Origin of the sequence: Dactylosporangium sp. NPDC051484 (genome assembly GCF_040689395.1) — a bacterium.
Taxonomy (GTDB): Bacteria; Actinomycetota; Actinomycetes; order Mycobacteriales; family Micromonosporaceae; genus Dactylosporangium.
Genome location: NZ_JBFAZX010000004.1, coordinates 289,929 through 310,648 on the forward strand (window position 1 = coordinate 289,929; position 20,720 = coordinate 310,648).

Genomic DNA, 20,720 nt, shown 5'->3' on the forward strand with positions numbered 1-20,720 from the left:
CCGGTGCTCCGCCGGTCGCTATCGACTGCGGAAGTTCGTGGCGGTGAGCGGGAGTTCCACGCATAGGCTGGTGCCCGCCCCGCGGGGGCTCTGCAGCACGATCCGGCCGCCGAGCGCCTCGACGCGGTCCTTGAGGCCGACCAGGCCGGTGCCGCGGGCGAAGTCGGCGCCGCCGACGCCGTCGTCGCGGATCGCGAGGCGCAGCACGGTGTCGGCGGTACCGGCGGTGCCGGCTTCGACGGTGACCGTGGCGGCCGAGGCGTGCGCGTGTTTGGCCGCGTTGGTCAGCGCCTCGGCGACGACGTAGTACGCGCTGACCTCGACCTGCTCGGGCAGCCGCCGCTCCGCGCGCACGTCGAGGTCGACCGGGATCGGTGAGCGGCGGGCAAGGGAACGCAGCGCCGGGCCGAGACCGCCTTCGGACAGGATGGCCGGGTGGATGCCGCGCGAGATCTCGCGGAGCTCGTCCAGGGCGCCGGCTGCCCCGGTGACGGCGCGGTCGAGCTCGATGGCGAGCGCGTCGAGCTCCGGTGGCAGCGCCGCCTGCGCCGCGCGCAGTTGCAGCGCCAGTGCGACCAGCCGCTGCTGGGCGCCGTCGTGCAGGTCCCGCTCGATGCGCCGGCGGATCTGGTCGGCGGTGGCGACGAGCCGCGCGCGGGAGGTGGTGAGTTCGGCCTGGCTTTCGGCGTTGGCGATGGCGGTCGCGATGAGCTCGGTGAAGTCGGCCAGCCGTTGCTCGGTGTCCTGGGGCAGCCGTTCGCGGCGAGACCCGACGTCCATGGCGCCCCAGACCCGGCCCTCGACCAGGATCGGGCTGGCGACCGAGGAGCACAGTCCCGGGAGGACGGCGTCGGGCGGGCCGTGCGACGCCGGGTCGTCCACGTCGCGGCGAGCCGCACGGCCGGTGGCCTGGACCGCCGCCATGGCCGAGCCGGGATCGGGCTTGCCGCGTGCCCCCGGTTGGCTGTGCTCGAACCCGTAATCTCCCATCACCGTCGCGTCGCCGTCGGGCTCGAACCGCGCGATCGCCGTACCGCCGGCGTCGAAGAGCGTGGCGACCTCTTCGGCCACCGTGGCGAACATCGGATCTGGACCTACCCCGCGGGCGACCAGGGTCGCCACCCGCCGCAACGCCGCCTGCTCATCGGCGATCCGGCGGAACTCGGCGTAGAGCTGGGCGTTGTCGAGGGAGACGGCGAGCTGGCCGGCGATGAGCTTGACACCGTCGAGCCGTTCGGTCGTGAAGGCGCCGCGGATGAGCCGGTTCTCCAGCAGCAGCATCGCCTGCAGCGTGCCGCGGCTGAGGATGGGCACGGCCAGCAGCGAGCAGCAGGTGACGCCGGTGAAATAGGGGTCGCGGGCGAAGCGGTCGTCGCGGGTGGCGTCGGGCACGACGAGCGGTTCGCGCATTCGCTGGGCGTATCGCAGCACGGACATCGGGACCGCGGGTTCTTGGCCCGTTACGCAGCGCCGGGCGGTGCCGTCGCTGCCCGGGGCCAGCAGTAGCCAGTGCTGCCGTTCGTCGCTCCACAGCGGCAGGTGGACGGCGGTGGCGCCGGTCATCGCGCTGAGCAACTGGGCCACGCGGGTGTGCAGCCGTTCGATGTTGGTCTCGGAGCTCAGTGCCTGCGACGCGGACAGAATGCCGAGCAGGTCGAGTGTTCCGGTGGTGACGGTGGCCCGTTGCTGCCACACATCATCGGGCTGGTCGCCGCTCTGGTCGCCGCCCGGCACAGTGGTCGCCTCGGTTTGTGGCCGCAGGGTCGGGTAGGCCCAGTCGAGTTGGCGAACTTTCGCGGTCGCGCCCCAGGCGAGATACTCCTCGCGCGCTTCCATGAGCAGGCCGTAGCCGCCGTATTCGAGGCCGTGGGCGAGATAGCAGCGGGCCGCGCGTTCGGTGATCAGGGCCCGGTGCCAGGGCCGCTGGTGCTGGGCGGCCTCGCGCCGGGCGGCGTCGAAGGCGAGGGCGGCGGCGCGGAAGTCGCCGACCGCCCAGGCCCGCTCGGCCTCGAGCAGCCGCAGCAGGGGCTGGAAGTTCGCCGGCGCGTCCGCGGCGCGGGCGGCCAGCCACCGCGTTGCCTCCTCCAGTTCGCACAGCAGATCGTCGCGTTCGTCACCGTGGCTGTCCCGGGCCTGCGCGGCGAGGGCCAGGCCGCGCAACAGGTGGGCCAGGGCGGTCGGGTAGAGGCCCAGGGCCGTCGGCAGCAGCGGCATCGCCGCCGCGGTGTGCCGGGCCAGGGCGACCGGGTCATCGAGGACGGCGGCGGCGAACGCATGGTTGACATGCGCGTGGAACAGCGCGAACGGGTCCACGCGCCCGTTGGCTGCCGCCTCGTCGGCCTCCGCCGCACCTTCGCCGCGCAGCACACCGGCCAGCCATCGGTAGGTGTCCAGCCACTGACCAACCCGCTCGCTGCCGGTACGCCGCACGAAGGCCAGCCCGGTCTCCACCTCGGCGACGAAGCTGTCCAGTGTCGGCGTGCTGTCCAGCAGGCTGACCGCGACCGTGTAGTAGGTGTAGGCGGCGCGGCCCAGGTCACCCGCCGCGATCAGCCCCTCCCGGGCACGCCGGCCTGCTCGGATGACGTTTTCGACCGGTTCGAACCAGCAACAGGCGTAAGCGAACCGGTAGCCCACCTGCGAAGTGTCGGGCTCGTAGCCACGGGCCTCGGCCAGCGCCAGGCTCCGCCGCAACGCCCGATACCCGGCAGCGTAGTCGCCCAGCATCACGACCTCGGAGACGGCGTGGCTGGCGGTCGCGAGCAGGGTGGGGCACAGGCCATGATTGAGCCAGATCTCCAGCGCTTCCAGGCTCAGCCAGCGGCACATGGCGAAGTCAGGGGCGACGTAGGCCGCCGGCAGGATCGTGTTGAGCAGACGGGCCGTGGCGAGCAGCGTCGGATCGGTGATCTCCGGGTCCATCTCGTCGGTGCTGTCGGTGTCGTCCAGCCAGCGGTGCAGATGGCGGAGCGAACGATCGAGGCGGTGATCGAGTTCGGCCTGGAGCCGGTCCGCCGCCGGCACGGTGATCCCGAGCTCCCGAAGCGACTCCATACCGAGCCCGATCGCCTCCGCGAGCCGGTTGCGGTGCGTCAGGCTGCGTATTTGCACCACCGTGGCGTCGACCCGGTCGGTGGCGTTGGCACACAACCCAGTGATCGTGTGGTACTCCTGGTCTGCCTCGTCCAGGCGGCCCAGGCCGTACAGCGCGGCGTGCCGGCCGGTGTGCACCTCGATCAGCGTGGCGGTCTCGCCTGGGTCGATGAGCCGCAGCGCCGCGGCCAGCAGCGCGTCCACCAGTGCGTGGTCCCCGATCAACGCCGCCTGATCGACGGCGCGCCGCAGCAGCGGCACCACCTGGCGCCGCTCCGCCGGGTCGTGGACCGCGTCGACCACCGGCAGGTACTGCTCCGCCGCGACCGCGAACCACTTCGGCACCTCGGCCAGCCGCCGCGCCATGGCCAGCTGCAGGCCGCGGCGTCGCTGCCGGTCCAGCCCGCGCAGGACCGCCTCGCGGATCCGGTCGTGGCGAAACCGCACCGCCTGCCGCGCTCCGGCCTCGACCAACAGCAGGCCCTCGTCGAGGGCGGGCGCCAGCCGCTGTTCCACCACGTTCGCCGGCAGGGCGGTCGCGGCCCCCAGCAGCCGAAGATCGGTTCGACCGCCAAGACACGCCATCGCCTCCACCAGCTGCCGCGACGGTGCTGGGACGGGCTCAACCCCAGCTCCCACCCCAGCCCCCAGCAACCCGGCCACCTCCGGCCGGGCCAGGTAAGCGCGCACGGCCGCCGCGTCCCATCGCCATCCGCCGGCCGCCGCCGTCAGCGCGCCGTCGCGGCGCAGCGCGTTGAGCAGTTCCACCGTCTCGTACGGGTTCCCGGACGTGTGCGGACCGATCATCCCGGCCAGGTCCGCCGCCGCGGTCTTGTCCACGTGCAGCATCTCGGCAACCATGGTGACGAGATCCGGCACCGGCAGGTTGCCCAGCCGAAGGTGCCGCGTCGCGGGCTGTTCCCGCCACCGCGACAGCGCCGCCGCCAGTGAAGGGACCGCGTCCGCGTCCTCCTGGCGGTAGGCACCCACCAGCAACAGACCTTCGATCGGCTCCTCGCTGAGCGCTACATCGACGAAGCCCAGCGGCGTGCGACCCGCCCACTGCAGGTCGTCGACGAACACCACCACCGGTCGTCGCGGCGAGGCGATCGCGCGCAGCACCTGCATCGCCGAGCGCTGCGTGCGCACCTGCGCGGTCAGCGGATCCCCCGGGTGCGGCGGCACCTCGAGCAGCGCCGCGAACTCCGGCACCACCGCGGTCAGCAGGCCAGCGTTCGGCCCGACCGCCTCCAGGATCCGCCCACGTATCTTGGCCAGCTCATGCTCCGGCTCGGCCAGTAACAGCCGGCCCAGCGCGCGAAACGCCTGATGCAACGCGTCGGACTCCAGATCCCGCCGGTACTGGTCGAACTTACCCACCACGAACCAGCCGTCCCGGCCCGTCACCACCAGCCGCAGCTCATTGACCAGAGACGTCTTGCCCACCCCCGCCGCTCCGCCGACGAGCACCCCGCGACACCGGCCCGCCAACGCGTCCTCGAACGCCGCACGCAGCGCCGCCACCTCCGCGTCGCGACCCGCCAGCCGCGACGGCGGCGACAACCGCGGCGGAACGTCGCGCTCACCCACCCGCAGCTCAGCCGCCGCTCGCGGACCCGCGTCGCGCAACCGCTCGAGGTCGTGGACCACGCCGTCGGCGGTCTGGTAGCGGTTGTCCGGTTCCTTCTCCAGCAGATGCATGATGATGTCGGACAACAGCCCCGGCACGGCCGGGTTGACCTCCGCCGGCGGCACCGGCACCCGAGCCAGATGGTCGTGCGTGAGCCGCAGCGGGTCGCCGGAACCGAACGGCGGCGCACCAGTGGCCAGCTCGTACAGCGTCGCGCCCAACGAGTACAGGTCGGCCCGTTGATCCACCGGCCGGCCGGTGCGCCCGGTCTGCTCCGGCGCCAGGTACGCCAGCGTGCCGACGATCTCGGTGTGGTGGGTGAACTCGGGACGAATCTCGGCCAGCGACGTCGCCAACGCGAAGTCCACCAGGCACGGCGCGCCGTCCCGGGAGACCACGACGTTCGCCGGGGCGATGTCCCGGTGCAACACACCCCGCCGGTGCATCCCCGCCACCGCCCGGGCCAACTCCACCGCCAGCCCGATCAGATCGTCAACCGCCAGCGGCTTCGCCAGCCCCGCGACGGTCGTGTCACCGGCATCCGCCAACACGATCGACCCCGGATAGCGCGGCGCCTCCATCAGCCGCGCCACCCCGTCGACACCGCGCAACCGCTCAAGGATCGCCAGCTCGTGCCGTAGCCGCCGCGAAGCATTCGGCCCCAACGGCTCCTTGCGCACAACGGGGTCCCCGGTCGAGGCGAGGCGCGCGACACGCGTCCGTTGGCTCTCATGGACTATCTCGCCGCGCCACATCTCGCCTCGCCGGCCCTCACCCGACAAGTTCCTACACGCTGCCGGAAACGCCTCCTGTCCTACCTACACCTATTTGAGCGCAACGGCGAGCGGCAGCCGGGAGAAGGTCTCCTTCTCGGCCCGGAAGAGCCAAGCTTGCGGTCGTGTCCGTGCCGGCTGCACGTGTCACGCCGCGTTTGGCAGGCTGACTGCTGCCCAGCCTGCGACACCGCGTGCGGCGATGTCGCATGCTCCCTGGCTGGCGGCGCGCGAGGGCGCGGCCCGGTTCGCGGCCGGCGAGGGGCGCCACGGCGCCGGACTACGCTGATCGGCGTGGTGGACAGGAGCGACATCGAGGCGGCCGCGGCGCGCATCGCCGGCTACATCCGGCACACCCCGTCGTACGAGGTGCGCCCGGGCCTGTGGTTCAAGCTGGAACTGCTGCAGCACAGCGGGTCGTTCAAGGCGCGCGGCGCGTTCAACCGGATCCTCGCCGCGGCCGAGGCTGGCGCGCTGCCCGAGGCCGGGGTCGTCGTCGCGTCCGGTGGCAACGCCGGGCTCGGCGTCGCCTACGCGGCCGCCCGGCTCGGGGTGCGGGCCGAGGTCTTCGTGCCGCTGACCGCCCCCGCGACGAAGGTGGCGAAACTGCGTGAGTACGGGGCCGAGGTGCACCAGCACGGCCGGGAGTACGCCGAGGCGAGCGCCGCGTCGGCGATCCACGCCGCGCAGACCGGCGCGCTGGTCGTGCACGCCTACGACCAGCCCGAGATCGTCGCCGGGCAGGGCACCCTCGGGCTGGAGCTGCCGGCCGCCGACACCGTGATCGTCGCGGTCGGCGGCGGCGGGCTCATCGGGGGAATCGCGGCCGCCGCGGGCGACCGGGCGCGGATCGTGGCGGCCGAGCCGGCCGGCGTCCCCACCCTGCACGCCGCGCTCGCCGCCGGCCAGCCGGTGGACGTGCCCGTCGACAGCGTCGCCGCGGACTCCCTCGGTGCCCGGCGGATCGGCACGATCGCGTTCGATCTCGCCGTACGCCACCGGGTGGAAAGCCTGCTCGTGTCCGACGAGGCGATCGTCGAGGCCCGCCGTCGGCTGTGGCACGAGCACCGCCTGGCTGTGGAGCACGGCGCCGCGGCCGCCTTCGCCGGGCTCGATCTCGTGGCGGACCCCGGCACGGCCGTGGTTGTGCTGTGCGGGGCGAACACCGACCCCGCGACCCTGCGCTCCCGATGAGCGGCCCTGCGCATTCTCACCTCGAAGCGGGGCGTCGAGCGAGGCCGCGTGGTAGACCATCTGGAGGGGCTGCGCACTGTTGGAGGGCTGAACCGATGATCGTCAAGGCCGACGTGTGCATCGTGGGCGGCGGGCCGGCCGGGCTGGTCCTGGCGCTGCTGCTGGGCCGCCGGGGCGTGGACGCCGTGGTGCTGGAGAAGCACGAGACGTTTCTGCGCGACTTCCGCGGGGACACCGTGCACCCCTCGACGCTGCAGCTCATGGACGAGCTCGGTCTCGGCGAGGAGCTGGAGCGCCTGCCGCACCGAATCCTGCGCCAGATCCAGGTCACCTACGACGGCGGGACGTTCCGGCCGGTCGACTTCGCGCGGCTGCGGGCGCCGCACCCGTACGTCATGATGCTGCCGCAGTCGGACTTCCTGGAGCTGCTGGCCGAGCACGGCAACTTCGCCCTCTACCGCGGCGCCGACGTCGTCGAGGTGCGCCGCCGGGACCGCCGGGTGGTCGGGGTGACCGCCCGGACCGAGCAGGGCCCGGTCAAGGTGGACGCCCCGCTGACCGTCGCCTGCGACGGAAGAAATTCGACGGTACGCCGGGAGCTCGGCCTCAAGTCGAAGGTCTACGGCACGCCGATGGACGTGCTGTGGTTCCGGCTGCCCCGCGAGCCCGGCGACCCCGAGGGCCTGGCCGGCCGCGTCGATGAGGGACGCCTGTTCATCGGCATCGACCGCGGCGACTACTGGCAGATGGGCTTCGTGGTGCCCAAGGGCGGCGACGAGCAGGTCCGCGCGGCCGGCCTGCCCGCCTTCCGGGCCGCGATCGCGGACAGCGTGCCCTATCTGGCCGGCCGCGTCGCCGACATCCAGGACTGGGACGAGGTGCGGACGCTGACCGTGCGGATGGACCGGCTCTTCCGCTGGCACGTCCCCGGCGCCCTGCTGATCGGCGACGCGGCGCACGCGATGTCCCCGGTCGGCGGCGTGGGCATCAACCTGGCGATCCAGGACGCGGTCGCCGCGGCCCGGGTCATCGGCGCGGCGTTCGAGAGGGGCCGTCCACCGACGGAGCGGGAGCTGGCGACCGTGCAGCGGCGCCGGTCGCTGCCGACCGCCGGCACCCAGCTGGTCCAGCGTGCCCTGCAGCGGGCCATGCTGTCGCAGGCGCTGACCGGGCGCCCGACGACCCCACCGCTGCCGGTGCGCCTGCTGGATCGCTATCCGACGCTGGGCGCGATCCCGGCCAGGGTCATCGGGGTCGGTCTTCGCCCCGAGCACGTCTGAGGTCAACGGCTGAGCGCCGGCTGAATGCTGGCCCGGCGCACCAGGACGGCCGGGACCGGCTCGGTGCGCGAGGCCCCGCCGCCGCCGTTGTCGAGGGCTAGGGACATCGCGCGGGCGCCCATCTCGGCCAGCGGCAGCCGCACGGTGCTCAGCGCCGGTGTGACGTCGCGAGCGATCGGCATGTCGTCGAACCCGATCAGCGAGATCCGCTCCGGTACGGCGATCCCGCGCTCCCGCAGCGTGCTCAGCGCGCCGACGGCCATCGAGTCGTTGAGCGCCACGATCGCGGTCAGGTCGGGGGAGGCGTCCAGCAGCGCGGCGGTGGCCTCGGCGCCGCCGTCGCGGTCGAACCCGGCGTACACGATGCGCCGTGCCGGCACCGTCCGGCCGAACTCGCGGGCCGCGCGGCGCAGCCCGGCGAGGCGGTCCGTGGTCGTGGTCAGCACCCGCGGGCCGGCGATCACCCCGACCTTGCGGTGCCCGCCGCCGAACAGTTCGGCGCCGGCGAGATACCCGCCCTCCTCGTTGGCCGGCATGACCGCGTCGCCGGGCAGCTCGTGCCGGCCGATGACGCTGACCCGGCCGCCGGTGCGCGTGTACGCGGCGAGCTTGCCCTTGAGCGCCTTGGTGAACGCCGCGTCGTGGTAGCCCGAGCCGGCCAGCACGATCGCGGCGACCTGCTGTGCGCGCAGCAGCTCCACGTACTCCAGCTCGCGCGCCGGGTTGCGGTAGCTGTTGCAGATGATCACGAGCCGTCCGTGCGCGGTCGCCACCTGCTGCAACCCGCGGGTGATCTCGGCGAAGTAGGGGTCGGAGACGTCGTGCACGATCACACCCACCGCGGTTCGCTGCGCCCGCGCCAGCAGCTGGGCATGCGCGTTCGGCACGTATTGCAGCTCGTCCACGGCCCGCAGCACCCGCGCGCGGAGCTCGTCGGTGACCAGCTTCGTGCTGCCGCTGATGATCCGGGATGCGGTGGCCGGTGACACGCCCGCGCGGCGGGCGACATCGGCGAGCGTCGCCATCGTGCACTCCTCTGCATTGACCCGCGCTCAGCGTACCGGCTAGCCTCAGGAAAGCGGTTTCCTGAACCCCGGGGGTTGCCATGAGGTCCCATCTGCCCGGCGCTGTCGGTGTGTCGCGGCTGTCGGTGTATGACACCACCGCGCCCGACGGGCTGCACGGGGGCACGCCGCACATGCACCTGACGTGCTCGGAGGGCTATGTCGTGCTGGCCGGCTCGGGGCACGTCCAGACCCTGTCGGGTGAGGGATACCGCGAGACCTCGCTGACGCCGGGAACACTCGCCTGGTTCCGGCCGGGCACCATCCACCGGCTTGTCAACGACGGCGGCCTGAAACTGGTGGTGCTGATGCAGAACAGCGGGCTGCCCGAGGTCGGTGACGCGGTGCTGACGTTCCCGGCCGGCATCCTCGGCGACCCGGAGGTGTATCAGGCGGCGGCCACGCTGCCCGGCGGGCCGGACCTGGCGCCCGCCTACCGCCGCCGCGACCTGGCCGTCACCGGCTTCCTGGCGATGCGCGCGGCCGGACCCGGCGCGTTCGAGGACTTCTGCCGTGCCGCCGCCGCGCTCGTCGCACCCCGGCTGGCGGACTGGCGGCGGCGCTGGGAGGCCAGCGCGCTCGAGGTCGCCCTGGAGACCGGGCGGCAGCTGGACGCCCTGGAGCGATCGGAGATCTCGTACCTGGCGCACGGCGGTGTGTCCGTGCTGTCCGAGCCCACCGAGCGGGGCAGGCACGGCATGTGCGGCCTGCTCGAGACCTACGTCCCGGCTGTGTGAGGAGACTCGTGAACCGCGTTCCGATCGGCATCGCGCTCAACGGCGTGACCGGCCGTATGGGGTATCGCCAGCACCTCGTCCGCTCGCTGCTGGCCATCCGCGACGAGGGCGGCCTGCCCGCCGCCGACGGCCGGCGCATCTGGCCGGAGCCGATCCTGGTGGGCCGCAACCCGGCCAAGCTGCGGGAGATCGCCGAACGGCACGGCCTCACCGACTGGACGACCGACCTCGACGGCGTGCTGGCCCGCGACGACGTGCGGATCTACTTCGACGCGCAGGTGACCCAGCAGCGCGAGAAGGCGATCCGCGCCGCGATCGAGGCCGGCAAGGACGTCTACACCGAGAAACCCCTCGCCGACGACACCGCCGCCGCCGTCGACCTGTACCGGGCCGCGCGCGCCGCCGGCGTCAAGCACGGTGTGGTACAGGACAAGCTCTTCCTGCCCGGCCTGCGCAAGCTGCGGCGCCTCGTCGAGGGCGGTTTCTTCGGCCGCATCCTCTCGGTGCGCGGTGAGTTCGGCTACTGGGTCTTCGAGGGCGACTGGCAGGCCGCGCAGCGCCCGTCGTGGAACTACCGGGCCGCCGACGGTGGCGGGATCGTGGTCGACATGTTCCCGCACTGGCAATACGTGCTGGAGCGCCTGTTCGGCCCGATCCGCTCGGTGCAGGCGACGGTGGCCACCCACATCCCGTCGCGCGTGGACGAGTCCGGCATCACCTACGAGGCGACCGCCGACGACGCCGCATACGGCACGTTTGAGCTCGAGGGCGGCATCGTGGCGCAGATCAACTCGAGCTGGGCCGTTCGCGTGCACCGCGACGAGCTCGTGGAGTTTCAGGTCGACGGCACGCACGGCAGCGCGGTGGCGGGCCTTCGCGAGTGCCGCATCCAGCACCGCGGCGCCACCCCGAAGCCGGTGTGGAACCCGGACCTGCCGGCGACCGAGCGCTTCCGCGAGCAGTGGCAGCTCGTGCCCGACAACGAGACGTTCGACAACGGCTTCAAGGTCCAGTGGGAGCGGTACCTTCACCACGTCGTCGACGGCACCGCCTTCCCGTGGGACTTCGCGGCCGGCGCGCGGGGCGTGCAGCTGGTCGAGCTCGGCCTGGAGTCGGCCCGCACCGGCCGGCGCATCGCGATCCCGGCCCTCGATCTGTGATGCCGCGCCCGGCATTCGGCGAGTTCGGCCAGGAGGCTTCGTGAGTGACCTGTCGCGGTTCTCGCTGAACCAGGCGACCACCAAGCGATGGCCGATGCCGGACACGGTCAAGGGCTGCGTCGCGGCCGGCGTGCCCGGCATCGGACTGTGGCGCGACCAGGTCGCCGCGTACGGCGTCGAGCGCACCGCCGGCCTCGTGCGCGCCGCCGGCCTCGACGTCACCACGCTGTGCCGGGGCGGCTTCTTCACCGCCGACGACTGGCGCGACGACAACCTGCGCGCCATCGACGAGGCCGTCGCACTCGGCGCGCCGGTGCTCGTGCTCGTCAGCGGCGGCCTGCCGGAGGGTAGCCGGGACGTCGACGGGGCGCGACGGCGCATCGCCGACGCGATCGGTGAGCTCGTGCCGCACGCCCGCGCGGCCGGGGTACGACTGGCGATCGAACCTCTGCATCCGATGTTCGCGTCGGACCGTTGCGTGATCGCCACGCTCGGCAATGCCCTCGACATCGCCGAGCCGTATCCGGCACAGACGGTCGGCGTCGCCGTCGATACTTACCACCTGTGGTGGGACGACCAGATCTGGGCGCAGCTCGCCCGGGCCGGCGCGGCCGGGCGGATCGCGTGCTTCCAGGTCGCCGACTGGATCACGCCGCTGCCGGCGGGGGTCCTGCTCGGCCGCGGGCTGCCGGGCACCGGCTGTGTGCAGCTGCGCCGGTTTCGCGAGGCCGTCGACGCGGCCGGCTACGCCGGGCCGATCGAGGTCGAGGTGTTCCACGAGGACGTCTGGTCACGTCCCGGTGAGGAAGTGCTCCAGGAGACCATTCGCCGATACCTGGAGCACGTCGCCTGAGCGCTGCTAACTGAGCGGCTGTATGTTTCCGGCCGGCGGGGCGGGGCTCTCCGTCGTCGGCGGGGTCGTCGGCGGCGTGGTGGTCTGCGTCGGCACCGCGTCCGTTGGCGTGGTGGAGGCCGACGGGCTCGGCGTCGCCGTCGGCGTCGCCACGGTGTCGTGGGTCGTCTGGGACGGGGTCGGCGTCTCCGCCGCGTTGGTCGGGATGGCGATCAGCGTCTGGGTCGCGCCGCCGCCCGGCCGGCCGCCGCCACCGCCCACGGTCGCGTGCGGGCCGGGCTGCGGGGACAGATTGGTGGCGACCTTGTCGCCGCCCGTGGTGCCGTGGTGGGAGTCGGTGCCTGAGCTGCCACCCCTCAGTTCCGTGGTGGCCTCGGCGGCCGCGAAGACAAGGGCCAGCGCCATCGGCACCGCGATCGCCATCGACGTCACGCGCCGGCGTGACATCTGCGACGGGCCGCGCAGCCAGCGGCGCTGCACCGGGACCGTGACGGACTCGAGGTCGTCGATCGCGAGGCCGAGCAGCAGCTGGCGGGCGTCGGGACGCTCGGCCGGGTCGCGGCTCAGGGCGGCGGCGACGAGGTCGTGCACCGGGTCGGGCACGCCGCTGAGGTCGGGGTCGCCCTCGAGGATCTTCCAGGCGCGGGTGGCCGCCTCCTCCCCGCCATACGGGTGGCGGCCGGTGGCGGCGAAGGCGACCAGGCAGCCCCAGCCGAAGATGTCCATCGCCGCCGTGGGCTCCTCGGCGCGCAGCTGCTCGGGAGAGGCCCAGCCGAGGCTGCCGACGATGTTGCCGGTGCCGGTGATGTCGCTGGCGGCGTCGAGCGCCCGGGCGATGCCGAAGTCGATGATCCGGACACCGCCGAGCGTGACCATGAGGTTGCTGGGCTTCAGATCCCGGTGCACGAGACCGACGTTGTGAATCGCGGCGAGCGAGGCCGCGACGCCGAGCGCCACGCTGTGCAGCATCGCCGGGTCGAGCGGGCCGTCGTCGGCGACGAGCCGGGACAGCGGGATGCCCTCCAGGTATTCGGTGACGAGGTAGGGGCGCTCCTCGTGCATGCCGGAGTCGAGCACCCGGGCCGTGCAGAACCCCGGCACCCGCTGCGCGGCGCGCACCTCACCGGCGAAGCGCACCCGGAAGCGGGGGTCGCGGGCCAGGTGGGCGTGCACCAGCTTGACCGCGACCCGGGTGCCCTCCGGGGACTGCGCCAGGTAGACCGTGCCCATGCCGCCGACACCCAGCTGGCCGAGCAGCCGGTATTCGTCGATGCGGACCGGGTCGTTGTGGGTGAGGTCGCCCACGGTGGCGCGCTTGGCGGGCGCGGCCGAGCGCAGCGGCGGCAGCTCCGGCGTGCCGGACTTGCCGGCGTCGTCGTGATTGCCTGCCTCGGTCATCGGGGGGTCCTTCCACGGTCTTTCGTTGCTGTCAAGGGGGTGCGGTGCGTCTCAGGCGGTCCGGATCGCTGTTCACGTGCAGTCTGGCCTTTTCACCCCGAGATGAAAAGACCGTGCTGGATGCGACCCTTGTGTCCGTTAGGACACCATTGTGCGCTGTGGCACGCCCTCGTCGCTGCCCCGACAGTAGTCCAGGAAAAGCCGTTCGTCCGCGCCGGAGGTCACACCTGTTATGGCACTGTTCTGCCTCTTTTACCAACGAGTGCGGCGCCACGAAATGACGCTTCTCCCCGTAACGGGGCCATTTGGACAACGCGCGGCTAGCGTGATTGCTCAAGGTGATCGACGAGTCCACGCAGCGCAGCCGTGACCAGGGCGAGCTGAGCCGGCTCCAGGTAGGACAGCGCGAACGTCTCGGCGGTCTGCGACTCCGGCAGCAGCTCGCGGATCAGTCGGTGCCCTTTCCGCGTGAGCTGCAGCAGGACCAGGCGTCCGTCGTCGGGGTGGCCGACGCGCCGCATCAGGCCGCGCCCGGACAGCGTGTCGACCACGCCCGTGAGCGTCGCCTTCGAGATGCCGGCCTGCTCGGCGACGTGCCGGGTCTCGATCCTCCGCGCCACCCAGACCGTGCGGAGCACCACGAAGCCGGTCCAGGTGAGCTGCCGCGGCCGCAGCACCTCCTGCTCGACGTGCTGGCGCACGGCATTGGCGGCGCGATGCAGGTGCAGCACGGCCTCGGTTGCCCCGGTGAACGCGCCGCCGTCCCGGCCCACCGTTGCGGTCACAGCGTCGTGCGCCATCGTGCGCGAGCCGACACAACCCCGTGCTTGCCCATATGGGCGGCCCCCCTCCGGTCCCACATCGAACACACAGAATATCGGGAACGTGCCGGTTCCGTTGTCCCATGATCACGGTGGGCGATCTTCCGGCGACCCTCCGGGTATGCTTTTGGGGTATTTACCGCCTTTGTCCGGCTGTTCTGCCGGATATACGATGAAATGAAACTTTTTATGATTCTTGGGAGACTGGTCGGCATGCGTCCTGGGTTGTGGACGGCCGCGGTGCTCCTCCGTCCTCACCGGAGAAGAGTCGGGGCGGGTCTCGCCTGATACATCGGTCCCACCCGCCATGGCGTGGGTCGCGTCGCCCGACGCCCACGTCCCCGCCCGCTGAGGGCACCGTTGCCGGCCCTGCGGTCGGCGGCCCCGTTCGTGGTGTCCTCCCGCGCGCGAGGTCCATCCGGCGGGGGTGCCCCGCCGGATCTGCCGGTGCTTCTGCCGCTGTTTCTGCCGGTTCGCGGTGGCGCTCCGTAGTCGGACGTGCCCTCGGCGCGCGCGGTCAGGGCGAGCCGCGGCGTTCGGCGGGGTGTCGTGGCCGCGGTCAGCGGGGCCGGTCTTCGGGGCCGCGGTTGAGCAGCCGGCGGCGTTGCCACACCAGGAGCGCGAGGAACGCGGCGATCAGGAAGATCGCGCAGCAGAACTTGGCCACGGTCGAAGACTACGACCAGCGGGGCAAGCGGGCCGGGGCGCGGCCGACCGTGAGCCCTCGCCGCTCGGCCAGGTGGGCGAAGGCCGCGGCGTCGGCGACGGCCGCGCAGCCTTGGTCGTTGTTGAAGTACACGTAGGTGGAATGTTCCTGGAAAGACTCGGCGAGGCGGCCGGTCCAGGTGTCCAGCGCCGCGCGGCCGTATCGGGGCCAGGGTGCGCCGCGGCCCTCGTGCAGGCGCAGGTAGCCCCAGCCGGCGGTGCGCCACAGCGGGGACTGCGGGCGGGCCTTGCGGTCCGACCAGCACAGAGCGGCGTCGTGTGACCGCAGAACGTCGCGGATCTCGCCGTTCCACCAGGAGTCGTGGCGTGGCTCGACGGCCACGCGGACGTCACGCGGGAAGGCGTCCAGGGTGGTGTCGAGCGCGGCCGGGTCGGCCGGCAGCGTCGGCGGCAACTGCAGCAGGACCGGCCCGAGCTTGCGGCCCAGGCCGGCGGCCCGATCGAGCAGGCGGGCGACCGGCTCTCGTGGCTCGTGCAGGCGCTTGATGTGGGTGAGGTACCGGCTCCCCTTGACCGTGACCACGAAGTCCGCGGGCGTGCGCGTGCGCCAGTCCTCGAACGTGGAGCGCTCAGGCAGCCGGTAGAACGCGTTGTTCACCTCGACGGTGTCGAACGCCGCCGCGTAGTGCTCCAGCCACAGACGGTGCGGCACGTCGTGCGGGTAGAAGCGGCCACGCCAGTCCTTGTACTGCCAGCCGGAGGTGCCGATACGCATCACGTACGGACCCGTTCCCCGGCGCGGACGGCCGTAACCTGCGCCGATGCGGGATGACTAGGCGGGCCTAGGGATGCGTAGACGCGTCGAGTGGCCGACTACGTATGCCGGCCCGGCTGGATTACGTCAGCGCTACCGATGAAACGCAGGCCCTACTTCGACACGCTTGCAGTACAAGGCTGAAGGGGATCTGGAGATGAACGTTCACGACGGTCTGCTCACCGAGCTCGTCCGCCAGCGCCGGCTGCACATGCTCGACGAGGCCAAGCACTGGTCAAGCCGCGTGAAGCTGCGACGCCGAGCGTGGCGTGGCGGCGTAGCCGCCTGACCGGCGGCCCGAGACCCGCACGACCCGAACCGCGGGGGAGCACAGCCCCGGTGCGCCGTGCGGACCACACCCTCCTGGTGGTCCGCACGGCACGCCGGGGCCGCGCCGGTTGCCGGGTCTTCCGCGACGAGCGTCGTCCGTGGTGGCGCAGGTCGCGTCCGTCGTGGCCGGTGCACCAGGAGGCCGAGGAGGCCGGCGAGTGGCTGCTGGCCGCCCGGTCGCTCAACAATCTCTACAACCTGCTGCCCGGCGGGCCCGCCGACTGGGCCGCGGCGCTCGAGCGGATGCGCACGTTCGCGGAGCGGGCCGGGTTCGAGTCACTGGCCGTCGCCGCGTACTTTCAGGGCCGAGCCCGGCTCGCCGTCCAGGCGGGCAACCTCGGCGTCGCCCTCGCCGAGCTGGAGGCCGCCCGGCGCCGCGACCGGGGCCTGCTGCGCACCCGCAACGGCAGCGACTACCACGGCGTGCTCTTCGCCGGCCTGCTGCTGGAGGCCGGCGAGCTCGACAAGGTCGACATCGTCATCCGAGGCCTCATCGAGCACTCCACCGCCGCCTATCCGATGCTCACCCAGACTTCGGTTCCCGGCCTGCAGTTCCACGTCGCCTGCCGGCTCGGCCGCGGCGAGCAGGCCCGAGAGCTGCTGCACACCGTCGTCGACGCGGTCCGCGCCACCGGCGTCACCGGGCGCGACTTCGCCCACGACCTGATCTCCGCCGGCCTGTCCGCGGGCCTGACCGCCGACGAGCTGCGCCCGATCGCGACCGCCATCGACCACCCGCTGTTCGACGACGCGTACCGCTGGCTCGCCGACGCCCAGATCGCCGAGGCCGCCGGCGACACCGCCGACGCGCTGCGCCTCAACAAGCTCGACCTGGAGTCCCGCACCCAGATCGCCGCCTGGGTGAAATCGCGCGCCGCAGCCTCCTGACCCGCGTTCGCCGCGGCGGCCTCACGCGGCCAGGCCGGGCCGGGATCGGTGCCCGCTTCGCAGGGTTGGGCTGTGATAGCAGGGTTGGGCCGTGATAAGGGCCGGGCGGCGACCGGGCGGGTGGTCGCCGACGGCGCGGGTGGTTGCCCGGGCCGCGTAGCATCGGATGCATGTCGTGGTCGCTGACCACCCTGTTCGCCGCGTGGGCCTCGGTCGTCACGCCGGCCGACGTCGTCGCTGTCGCGGCGGCGGTGCTGGCTGCGGTCGCCGTCGTCCTCGCCGCGAGGCTTGTCGCCGGGGCGCCGGCCGCGCCCGCACAGCTGTGCGCCGTCCCGGCGCGCGCCCGTGCCGCCCGCGGCCACTCCATCCGCTCGGTCGACCCGGACGCGGCCGGTCGGCCGCGTCCCCGCGCACCTGGAATCTGACCCGCCGCACGTCCCACGGTGCGGTGAACCGCGCCGCGCGATGCCGAACCGCGCACCTGCCAGGCTTCGGGTGCCTGCGGTAAGGCGACGTGCCCTGCGACGCGGCGATGCCAGGAATGGATTTCGCACCTCGATGCGCGGGTACCGCGCTGTCACCTGTCACGTGCGGGTTTCGGGCGTCCACGTGTTGCGCTGCCGCGTGCGGGCTTCCCGATAGGCGTGTGGGTGTCGTGCTGCCACGTGAGGGTTTCGCGATGGGCATGCACCACGTGTTGCGCTGCCGTGTGCCGGTGTGCGCGATGGGCGTGCTGGTGCTGTGGGGCGAGTGCGGTGTCTGGGCGCGACGTGACGTGCGGTGCACGGCGGTGCCGCAGGACGTGAGGTTTCACCCGCGGTCCCTCGACGCAAGAGATGCGTCTGCCTGAGCCGAACTTCGTTGCCCTGCGCTGATCCATCCGCGCGGGTCGTGGCCGGGCTCATCAAACGCGCCGTCGGGGCGCGTCCGATTGCTTCGTTGACCGAGAAGGGTCACGTTCCGTGGTTGGTCATGTTCTTGTCGTGCTGGCTGGGCTGCTCGGGTCTGTGCCGGCGGCCATCGTCGTCGCCACCCTCCTGCTGCGGGCCTTGCTGCTGCCGCTGAGCCTGCGGGTCTACCGCGCCGAGCGGGCTCGGGCCCGGCTTGCGCCGCAAATCGCCGAGCTGCGCGAGCGGCACTCGCACGAGCCCGTCGTCCTCGCCGAGCGGAGCACCGCGCTGATGCGTGGTGCAGGGTCCGGACCTTTTGCCGGGCTGCTGCCCCAGCTCGCCCAGGCGCCGTTCGTCTGGCTGTTGTACCGGGAGTTCACCGGGACCGCCATGCAGGGGCACACGCTGCTCGGCGCCGACCTCACCGCCCGGCTCGTCACGCACCCCGCGCTCCTGGCCGGGTGGCTCGTTGTCGCCGCGCTCGGCGGGATCGCGCTGTGGAACGTACGGCAGCTGCCCGAGGGGTCGCCCAGGTTCGTTCGGGCGCTGTCGTTCGGGACCGTCCTCTTCGCTCCGTTCGCGCCGCTCGCCGCCGGGCTCTACCTCGTTACGACCGGTGTCTGGACGGCTGCGGAGCGGTGGGTGTTCCGCCGGCCGCCGACCGGGGAGCTGGAACCGCGAACCGGTGGAGCCGGACGGAAAGCCGGCGGGCCGCAGTCCGACGTGGGTGGCCCGGGCCGCAACAACGGCGGGAGTGGGCGGGGTCTTGCGGAGCCGGGGCCGAAAGCCGACGGGTCGAGGCGGAAGGGCGCGGGGAGTGCGGGGCGGAGCGCCGCGGAGCCGGGGCGCAAAGGCGGGGGGAAAAGACGGCGGGCTCGGCGGCGATGAGCAGGCTTTAGGGGTACGACGCCAAAGTTTTTTTGGTTTGTATAAAAGTTCGATCGACTCTGGCGGAAGGAGGTGGAGGGGATCTAGGCTCGTATTCCAGCGACAATCGGCGATGTCGCACCCCACCATGACCCCCATCGTCACACGATTCCTCACCGCTAGGAGGAGCCCGTGCGTACGGGTGTGTGGCTGGTTGGCGCGCGCGGATCCGTTGCCGTCACCAGCATTGTCGGCGCCGCGGCGCTGCGGGCCGGGCTGACCGAGCCCATCGGATGTGTCACCGAGCATCCCGCCCTGCGCGGCGGGGCGTTACCCGGGTTCGCTGACCTCGTGTTCGGCGGCCACGACATCGCCACGACCGGGCTGCTCAAGCGGGCCGAGGCGCTGGCCGCCGCCGGTGTCGTGCCGGCGCGGCTGGTCGCCGCGCTCCACAGTGAACTGTCCGCGGTGGACGAGGAGATCCGGCCGCTGCCGCACGCCGAGACCCAGGGCGGCGTCGCCGAGGCGATCGTGGCCGACCTGGCCGCGTTCCGTGAGCGGCACGGGCTGGAGCGCGTGGTCGTCGTCAACGTGGCGTCCACCGAGGCGGCCCCGGTCCCGCATCCGGCGCACGCCTCGCTCGAGGCGCTGCGCGAGGCGTTGCAGACCCCGGATGTCGTACTCCCGCCGAGCTCCCTCGTCGCGTATGCCGCGCTGACCGCGGGCTGCGCCTACGTCGACTTCACCCCGTCGACCGGCGCCCGCCTGCCGGCGCTGCACGAACTGGCGCAGCGGCAGCGCCTGCCGTACACGGGCCATGACGGCAAGACCGGCGAGACCCTGCTCAAGTCGGCGCTCGCCCCGATGTTCGCGATGCGCCGGCTCAGCGTGCGCTCCTGGTCGGGCATCAACCTGCTCGGCGGCGGCGACGGCGCGACGCTCTCCGAACCGGCGGCCAACGCGGCCAAGTCGGCGAGCAAGCAGCGCGTGCTCGGCGAGACCCTCGGGTATGTCCCGGACGGGCACACCCGCATCGAGTACGTGCCGGACATCGGCGACTTCAAGACCGCCTGGGACCTGATCACGTTCGCCGGGTTCCTGGGCACGCCGATGCGCATGGAGTTCACCTGGCACGGCTGCGACTCCGCGCTCGCGGCCCCGCTGGTGCTCGACCTAGCCCGCCTCACGGCCGCCGCGCACCGTAGCGGCCGGGTGGGGCCGCTGCCCGAGCTGGCCTTCTTCTTCAAGGACCCGCTCGGCGACGCCGAGCACGGCCTGGCCGCGCAGTTCGAGGCCCTCGTAGCCTTCACGGCGAGCCTGCGATGAGCGACAGTGCGGCCGGGTCGCATGCGACCCGGCGGGGCCTGGCCTCCACCGGGTCGCATCCGAGCTGGCGGGATCTCGTGGAACTGGTCCGGGCGCCCGCGGCGCTGTCGGTGCCCGGTGACGTCATCGCGGGGGCCGCGGCGGCGGGGCGGCTCGGGCCGCGCACGGCCGGGCTCGCCGGGGCGGGCGTGCTGCTGTACTGGGCCGGCATGGCCGCCAACGACTGGGCCGACCGCGATGTGGACGCCGTCGAGCGGCCCGAACGGCCGATCCCGTCCGGGCGGATCCGGCCGGAGACCGCGCTCGGCGTGGCCGTGGGCCTCACCGCGGCCGGGGTCGCCGCCGCGGGACTCGCCGGCGGGCGGCGTGCGCTCGCCGTCGCGGTGCCGCTGGCCGGGGCGGTGTGGGCGTATGACCTGGGGCTCAAGGCCACCCCCGCCGGGCCGGCCGCGATGGCCGCCTGCCGGGCCCTCGACGTGCTGCTGGGTGCGTCCGGCGGGCGGCTGCGCCGGGCCGCGTGGCCCGCGGCGACGGTGTTCGCCCACACGTACACGGTGACCGCCCTGTCCCGGTCGGAGGTGGCGGGGGCCACGCCCGCGCTGCCGGCCGCCACGCTCGCCGGGACCGCGGCGGTCGCGGCCGCGGCGGCGGTTGGCGCGCGGGCGCCGGTGCCGGCGGCGCTCGCCGCGGTGTACGCGGTGCGGTACGGGGCGCCGCAGGTCGCCGCCCTCCGCAACCCCGACGCGGCCCGGGTACGGGCGTCGGTGGGGGCCGGGATCCTCAACCTGCCCGCGCTGCAGGGCGCACTGACCGCCAGGGCGGGACGCCCGCTGGCCGGGCTCGCCGTCGCCGCCGCGGCCCCGCTGGCCCGCCTGCTCTCCCGGAGGGTGTCGCCGACGTGAGCGGCTCGGAGCGAAGCGTAGAGACCTGGGTGGT

The 20,720-nt window shown here is 72.9% G+C and carries 16 protein-coding genes; 11 read left to right on the forward strand and 5 right to left on the reverse strand.

Going from position 1 to position 20,720, the window contains the following annotated elements; translation table 11 throughout:
* Nucleotides 1-18: 18 nt before the first annotated feature.
* Nucleotides 19-5,403, reverse strand: a complete 5,385-nt coding sequence (locus AB0367_RS10125; RefSeq protein WP_366225885.1) for an AAA family ATPase — start codon at nt 5,401-5,403, stop codon at nt 19-21.
* A 387-nt stretch (nt 5,404-5,790) separates the two neighbouring features.
* Here AB0367_RS10125 and AB0367_RS10130 point away from each other — a divergent pair, with 387 nt between their 5' ends.
* Entirely contained in the window at nt 5,791-6,690 is a 900-nt protein-coding gene (locus tag AB0367_RS10130; protein ID WP_366225886.1) for a threonine/serine dehydratase, read from the forward strand.
* 95 nt (nt 6,691-6,785) lie between these two features.
* Nucleotides 6,786-7,970: an FAD-dependent oxidoreductase gene (locus AB0367_RS10135; RefSeq protein WP_366225887.1), complete on the forward strand. Its 1,185-nt coding sequence runs from the start codon at nt 6,786-6,788 to the stop codon at nt 7,968-7,970.
* A gap of 2 nt (nt 7,971-7,972) precedes the next feature.
* On the opposite strand, the gene AB0367_RS10140 is transcribed toward AB0367_RS10135, so the two are convergent.
* Nucleotides 7,973-8,995: a LacI family DNA-binding transcriptional regulator gene (locus AB0367_RS10140; RefSeq protein ID WP_366225888.1), complete on the reverse strand. Its 1,023-nt coding sequence runs from the start codon at nt 8,993-8,995 to the stop codon at nt 7,973-7,975.
* A gap of 80 nt (nt 8,996-9,075) precedes the next feature.
* Between AB0367_RS10140 and AB0367_RS10145 the strand changes: the two genes are divergently transcribed.
* Genes AB0367_RS10145 through AB0367_RS10155 form a run of 3 tightly spaced genes read left to right on the forward strand, consistent with a single transcriptional unit; the run spans nt 9,076 to nt 11,784 of the window.
* Nucleotides 9,076-9,771 (forward strand): cupin domain-containing protein, encoded by a 696-nt coding sequence (locus AB0367_RS10145; protein WP_366225889.1) that lies wholly within the window; start codon nt 9,076-9,078, stop codon nt 9,769-9,771.
* An 8-nt stretch (nt 9,772-9,779) separates the two neighbouring features.
* Nucleotides 9,780-10,931: a Gfo/Idh/MocA family oxidoreductase gene (locus AB0367_RS10150; protein ID WP_366225890.1), complete on the forward strand. Its 1,152-nt coding sequence runs from the start codon at nt 9,780-9,782 to the stop codon at nt 10,929-10,931.
* A gap of 49 nt (nt 10,932-10,980) precedes the next feature.
* Nucleotides 10,981-11,784 carry a sugar phosphate isomerase/epimerase family protein gene (locus AB0367_RS10155; protein ID WP_366226042.1) on the forward strand — a complete coding sequence of 268 codons (804 nt, stop codon included), beginning with the start codon at nt 10,981-10,983 and terminating at the stop codon, nt 11,782-11,784.
* Nucleotides 11,785-11,790: 6 nt separating this feature from the next.
* Here the strand turns inward: AB0367_RS10155 and AB0367_RS10160 are convergent, their stop codons facing one another.
* The 3 genes from AB0367_RS10160 to AB0367_RS10170 form a co-directional block, all read right to left on the reverse strand.
* Nucleotides 11,791-13,182: a protein kinase gene (locus AB0367_RS10160; RefSeq protein WP_366225891.1), complete on the reverse strand. Its 1,392-nt coding sequence runs from the start codon at nt 13,180-13,182 to the stop codon at nt 11,791-11,793.
* A 320-nt stretch (nt 13,183-13,502) separates the two neighbouring features.
* The gene (locus AB0367_RS10165; RefSeq protein WP_366225892.1) at nt 13,503-13,967 is read right to left on the reverse strand and encodes a MarR family transcriptional regulator; all 465 of its coding nucleotides are present in this window, start codon (nt 13,965-13,967) and stop codon (nt 13,503-13,505) included.
* A gap of 712 nt (nt 13,968-14,679) precedes the next feature.
* Nucleotides 14,680-15,444 carry a DUF72 domain-containing protein gene (locus AB0367_RS10170; RefSeq protein ID WP_366225893.1) on the reverse strand — a complete coding sequence of 255 codons (765 nt, stop codon included), beginning with the start codon at nt 15,442-15,444 and terminating at the stop codon, nt 14,680-14,682.
* Between the two features lie 196 nt (nt 15,445-15,640).
* Here AB0367_RS10170 and AB0367_RS10175 point away from each other — a divergent pair, with 196 nt between their 5' ends.
* From AB0367_RS10175 to AB0367_RS10200, 6 genes are all read left to right on the forward strand, one after another.
* Nucleotides 15,641-15,772 (forward strand): hypothetical protein, encoded by a 132-nt coding sequence (locus AB0367_RS10175; protein ID WP_366225894.1) that lies wholly within the window; start codon nt 15,641-15,643, stop codon nt 15,770-15,772.
* Between the two features lie 50 nt (nt 15,773-15,822).
* Nucleotides 15,823-16,701, forward strand: coding sequence for a hypothetical protein (locus tag AB0367_RS10180; protein WP_366225895.1), 879 nt, complete (start codon nt 15,823-15,825; stop codon nt 16,699-16,701).
* 170 nt (nt 16,702-16,871) lie between these two features.
* Nucleotides 16,872-17,126, forward strand: a complete 255-nt coding sequence (locus AB0367_RS10185; RefSeq protein ID WP_366225896.1) for a DUF6412 domain-containing protein — start codon at nt 16,872-16,874, stop codon at nt 17,124-17,126.
* A gap of 558 nt (nt 17,127-17,684) precedes the next feature.
* Nucleotides 17,685-18,479 (forward strand): YidC/Oxa1 family membrane protein insertase, encoded by a 795-nt coding sequence (locus AB0367_RS10190; RefSeq protein ID WP_366225897.1) that lies wholly within the window; start codon nt 17,685-17,687, stop codon nt 18,477-18,479.
* A 171-nt stretch (nt 18,480-18,650) separates the two neighbouring features.
* Entirely contained in the window at nt 18,651-19,784 is a 1,134-nt protein-coding gene (locus AB0367_RS10195) for an inositol-3-phosphate synthase (protein WP_366225898.1), read from the forward strand.
* Nucleotides 19,781-20,686, forward strand: coding sequence for an SCO3242 family prenyltransferase (locus AB0367_RS10200; protein ID WP_366225899.1), 906 nt, complete (start codon nt 19,781-19,783; stop codon nt 20,684-20,686). The genes AB0367_RS10195 and AB0367_RS10200 overlap by 4 nt, the downstream gene beginning before the upstream one ends.
* The last annotated feature ends 34 nt before the right edge of the window (nt 20,687-20,720 follow it).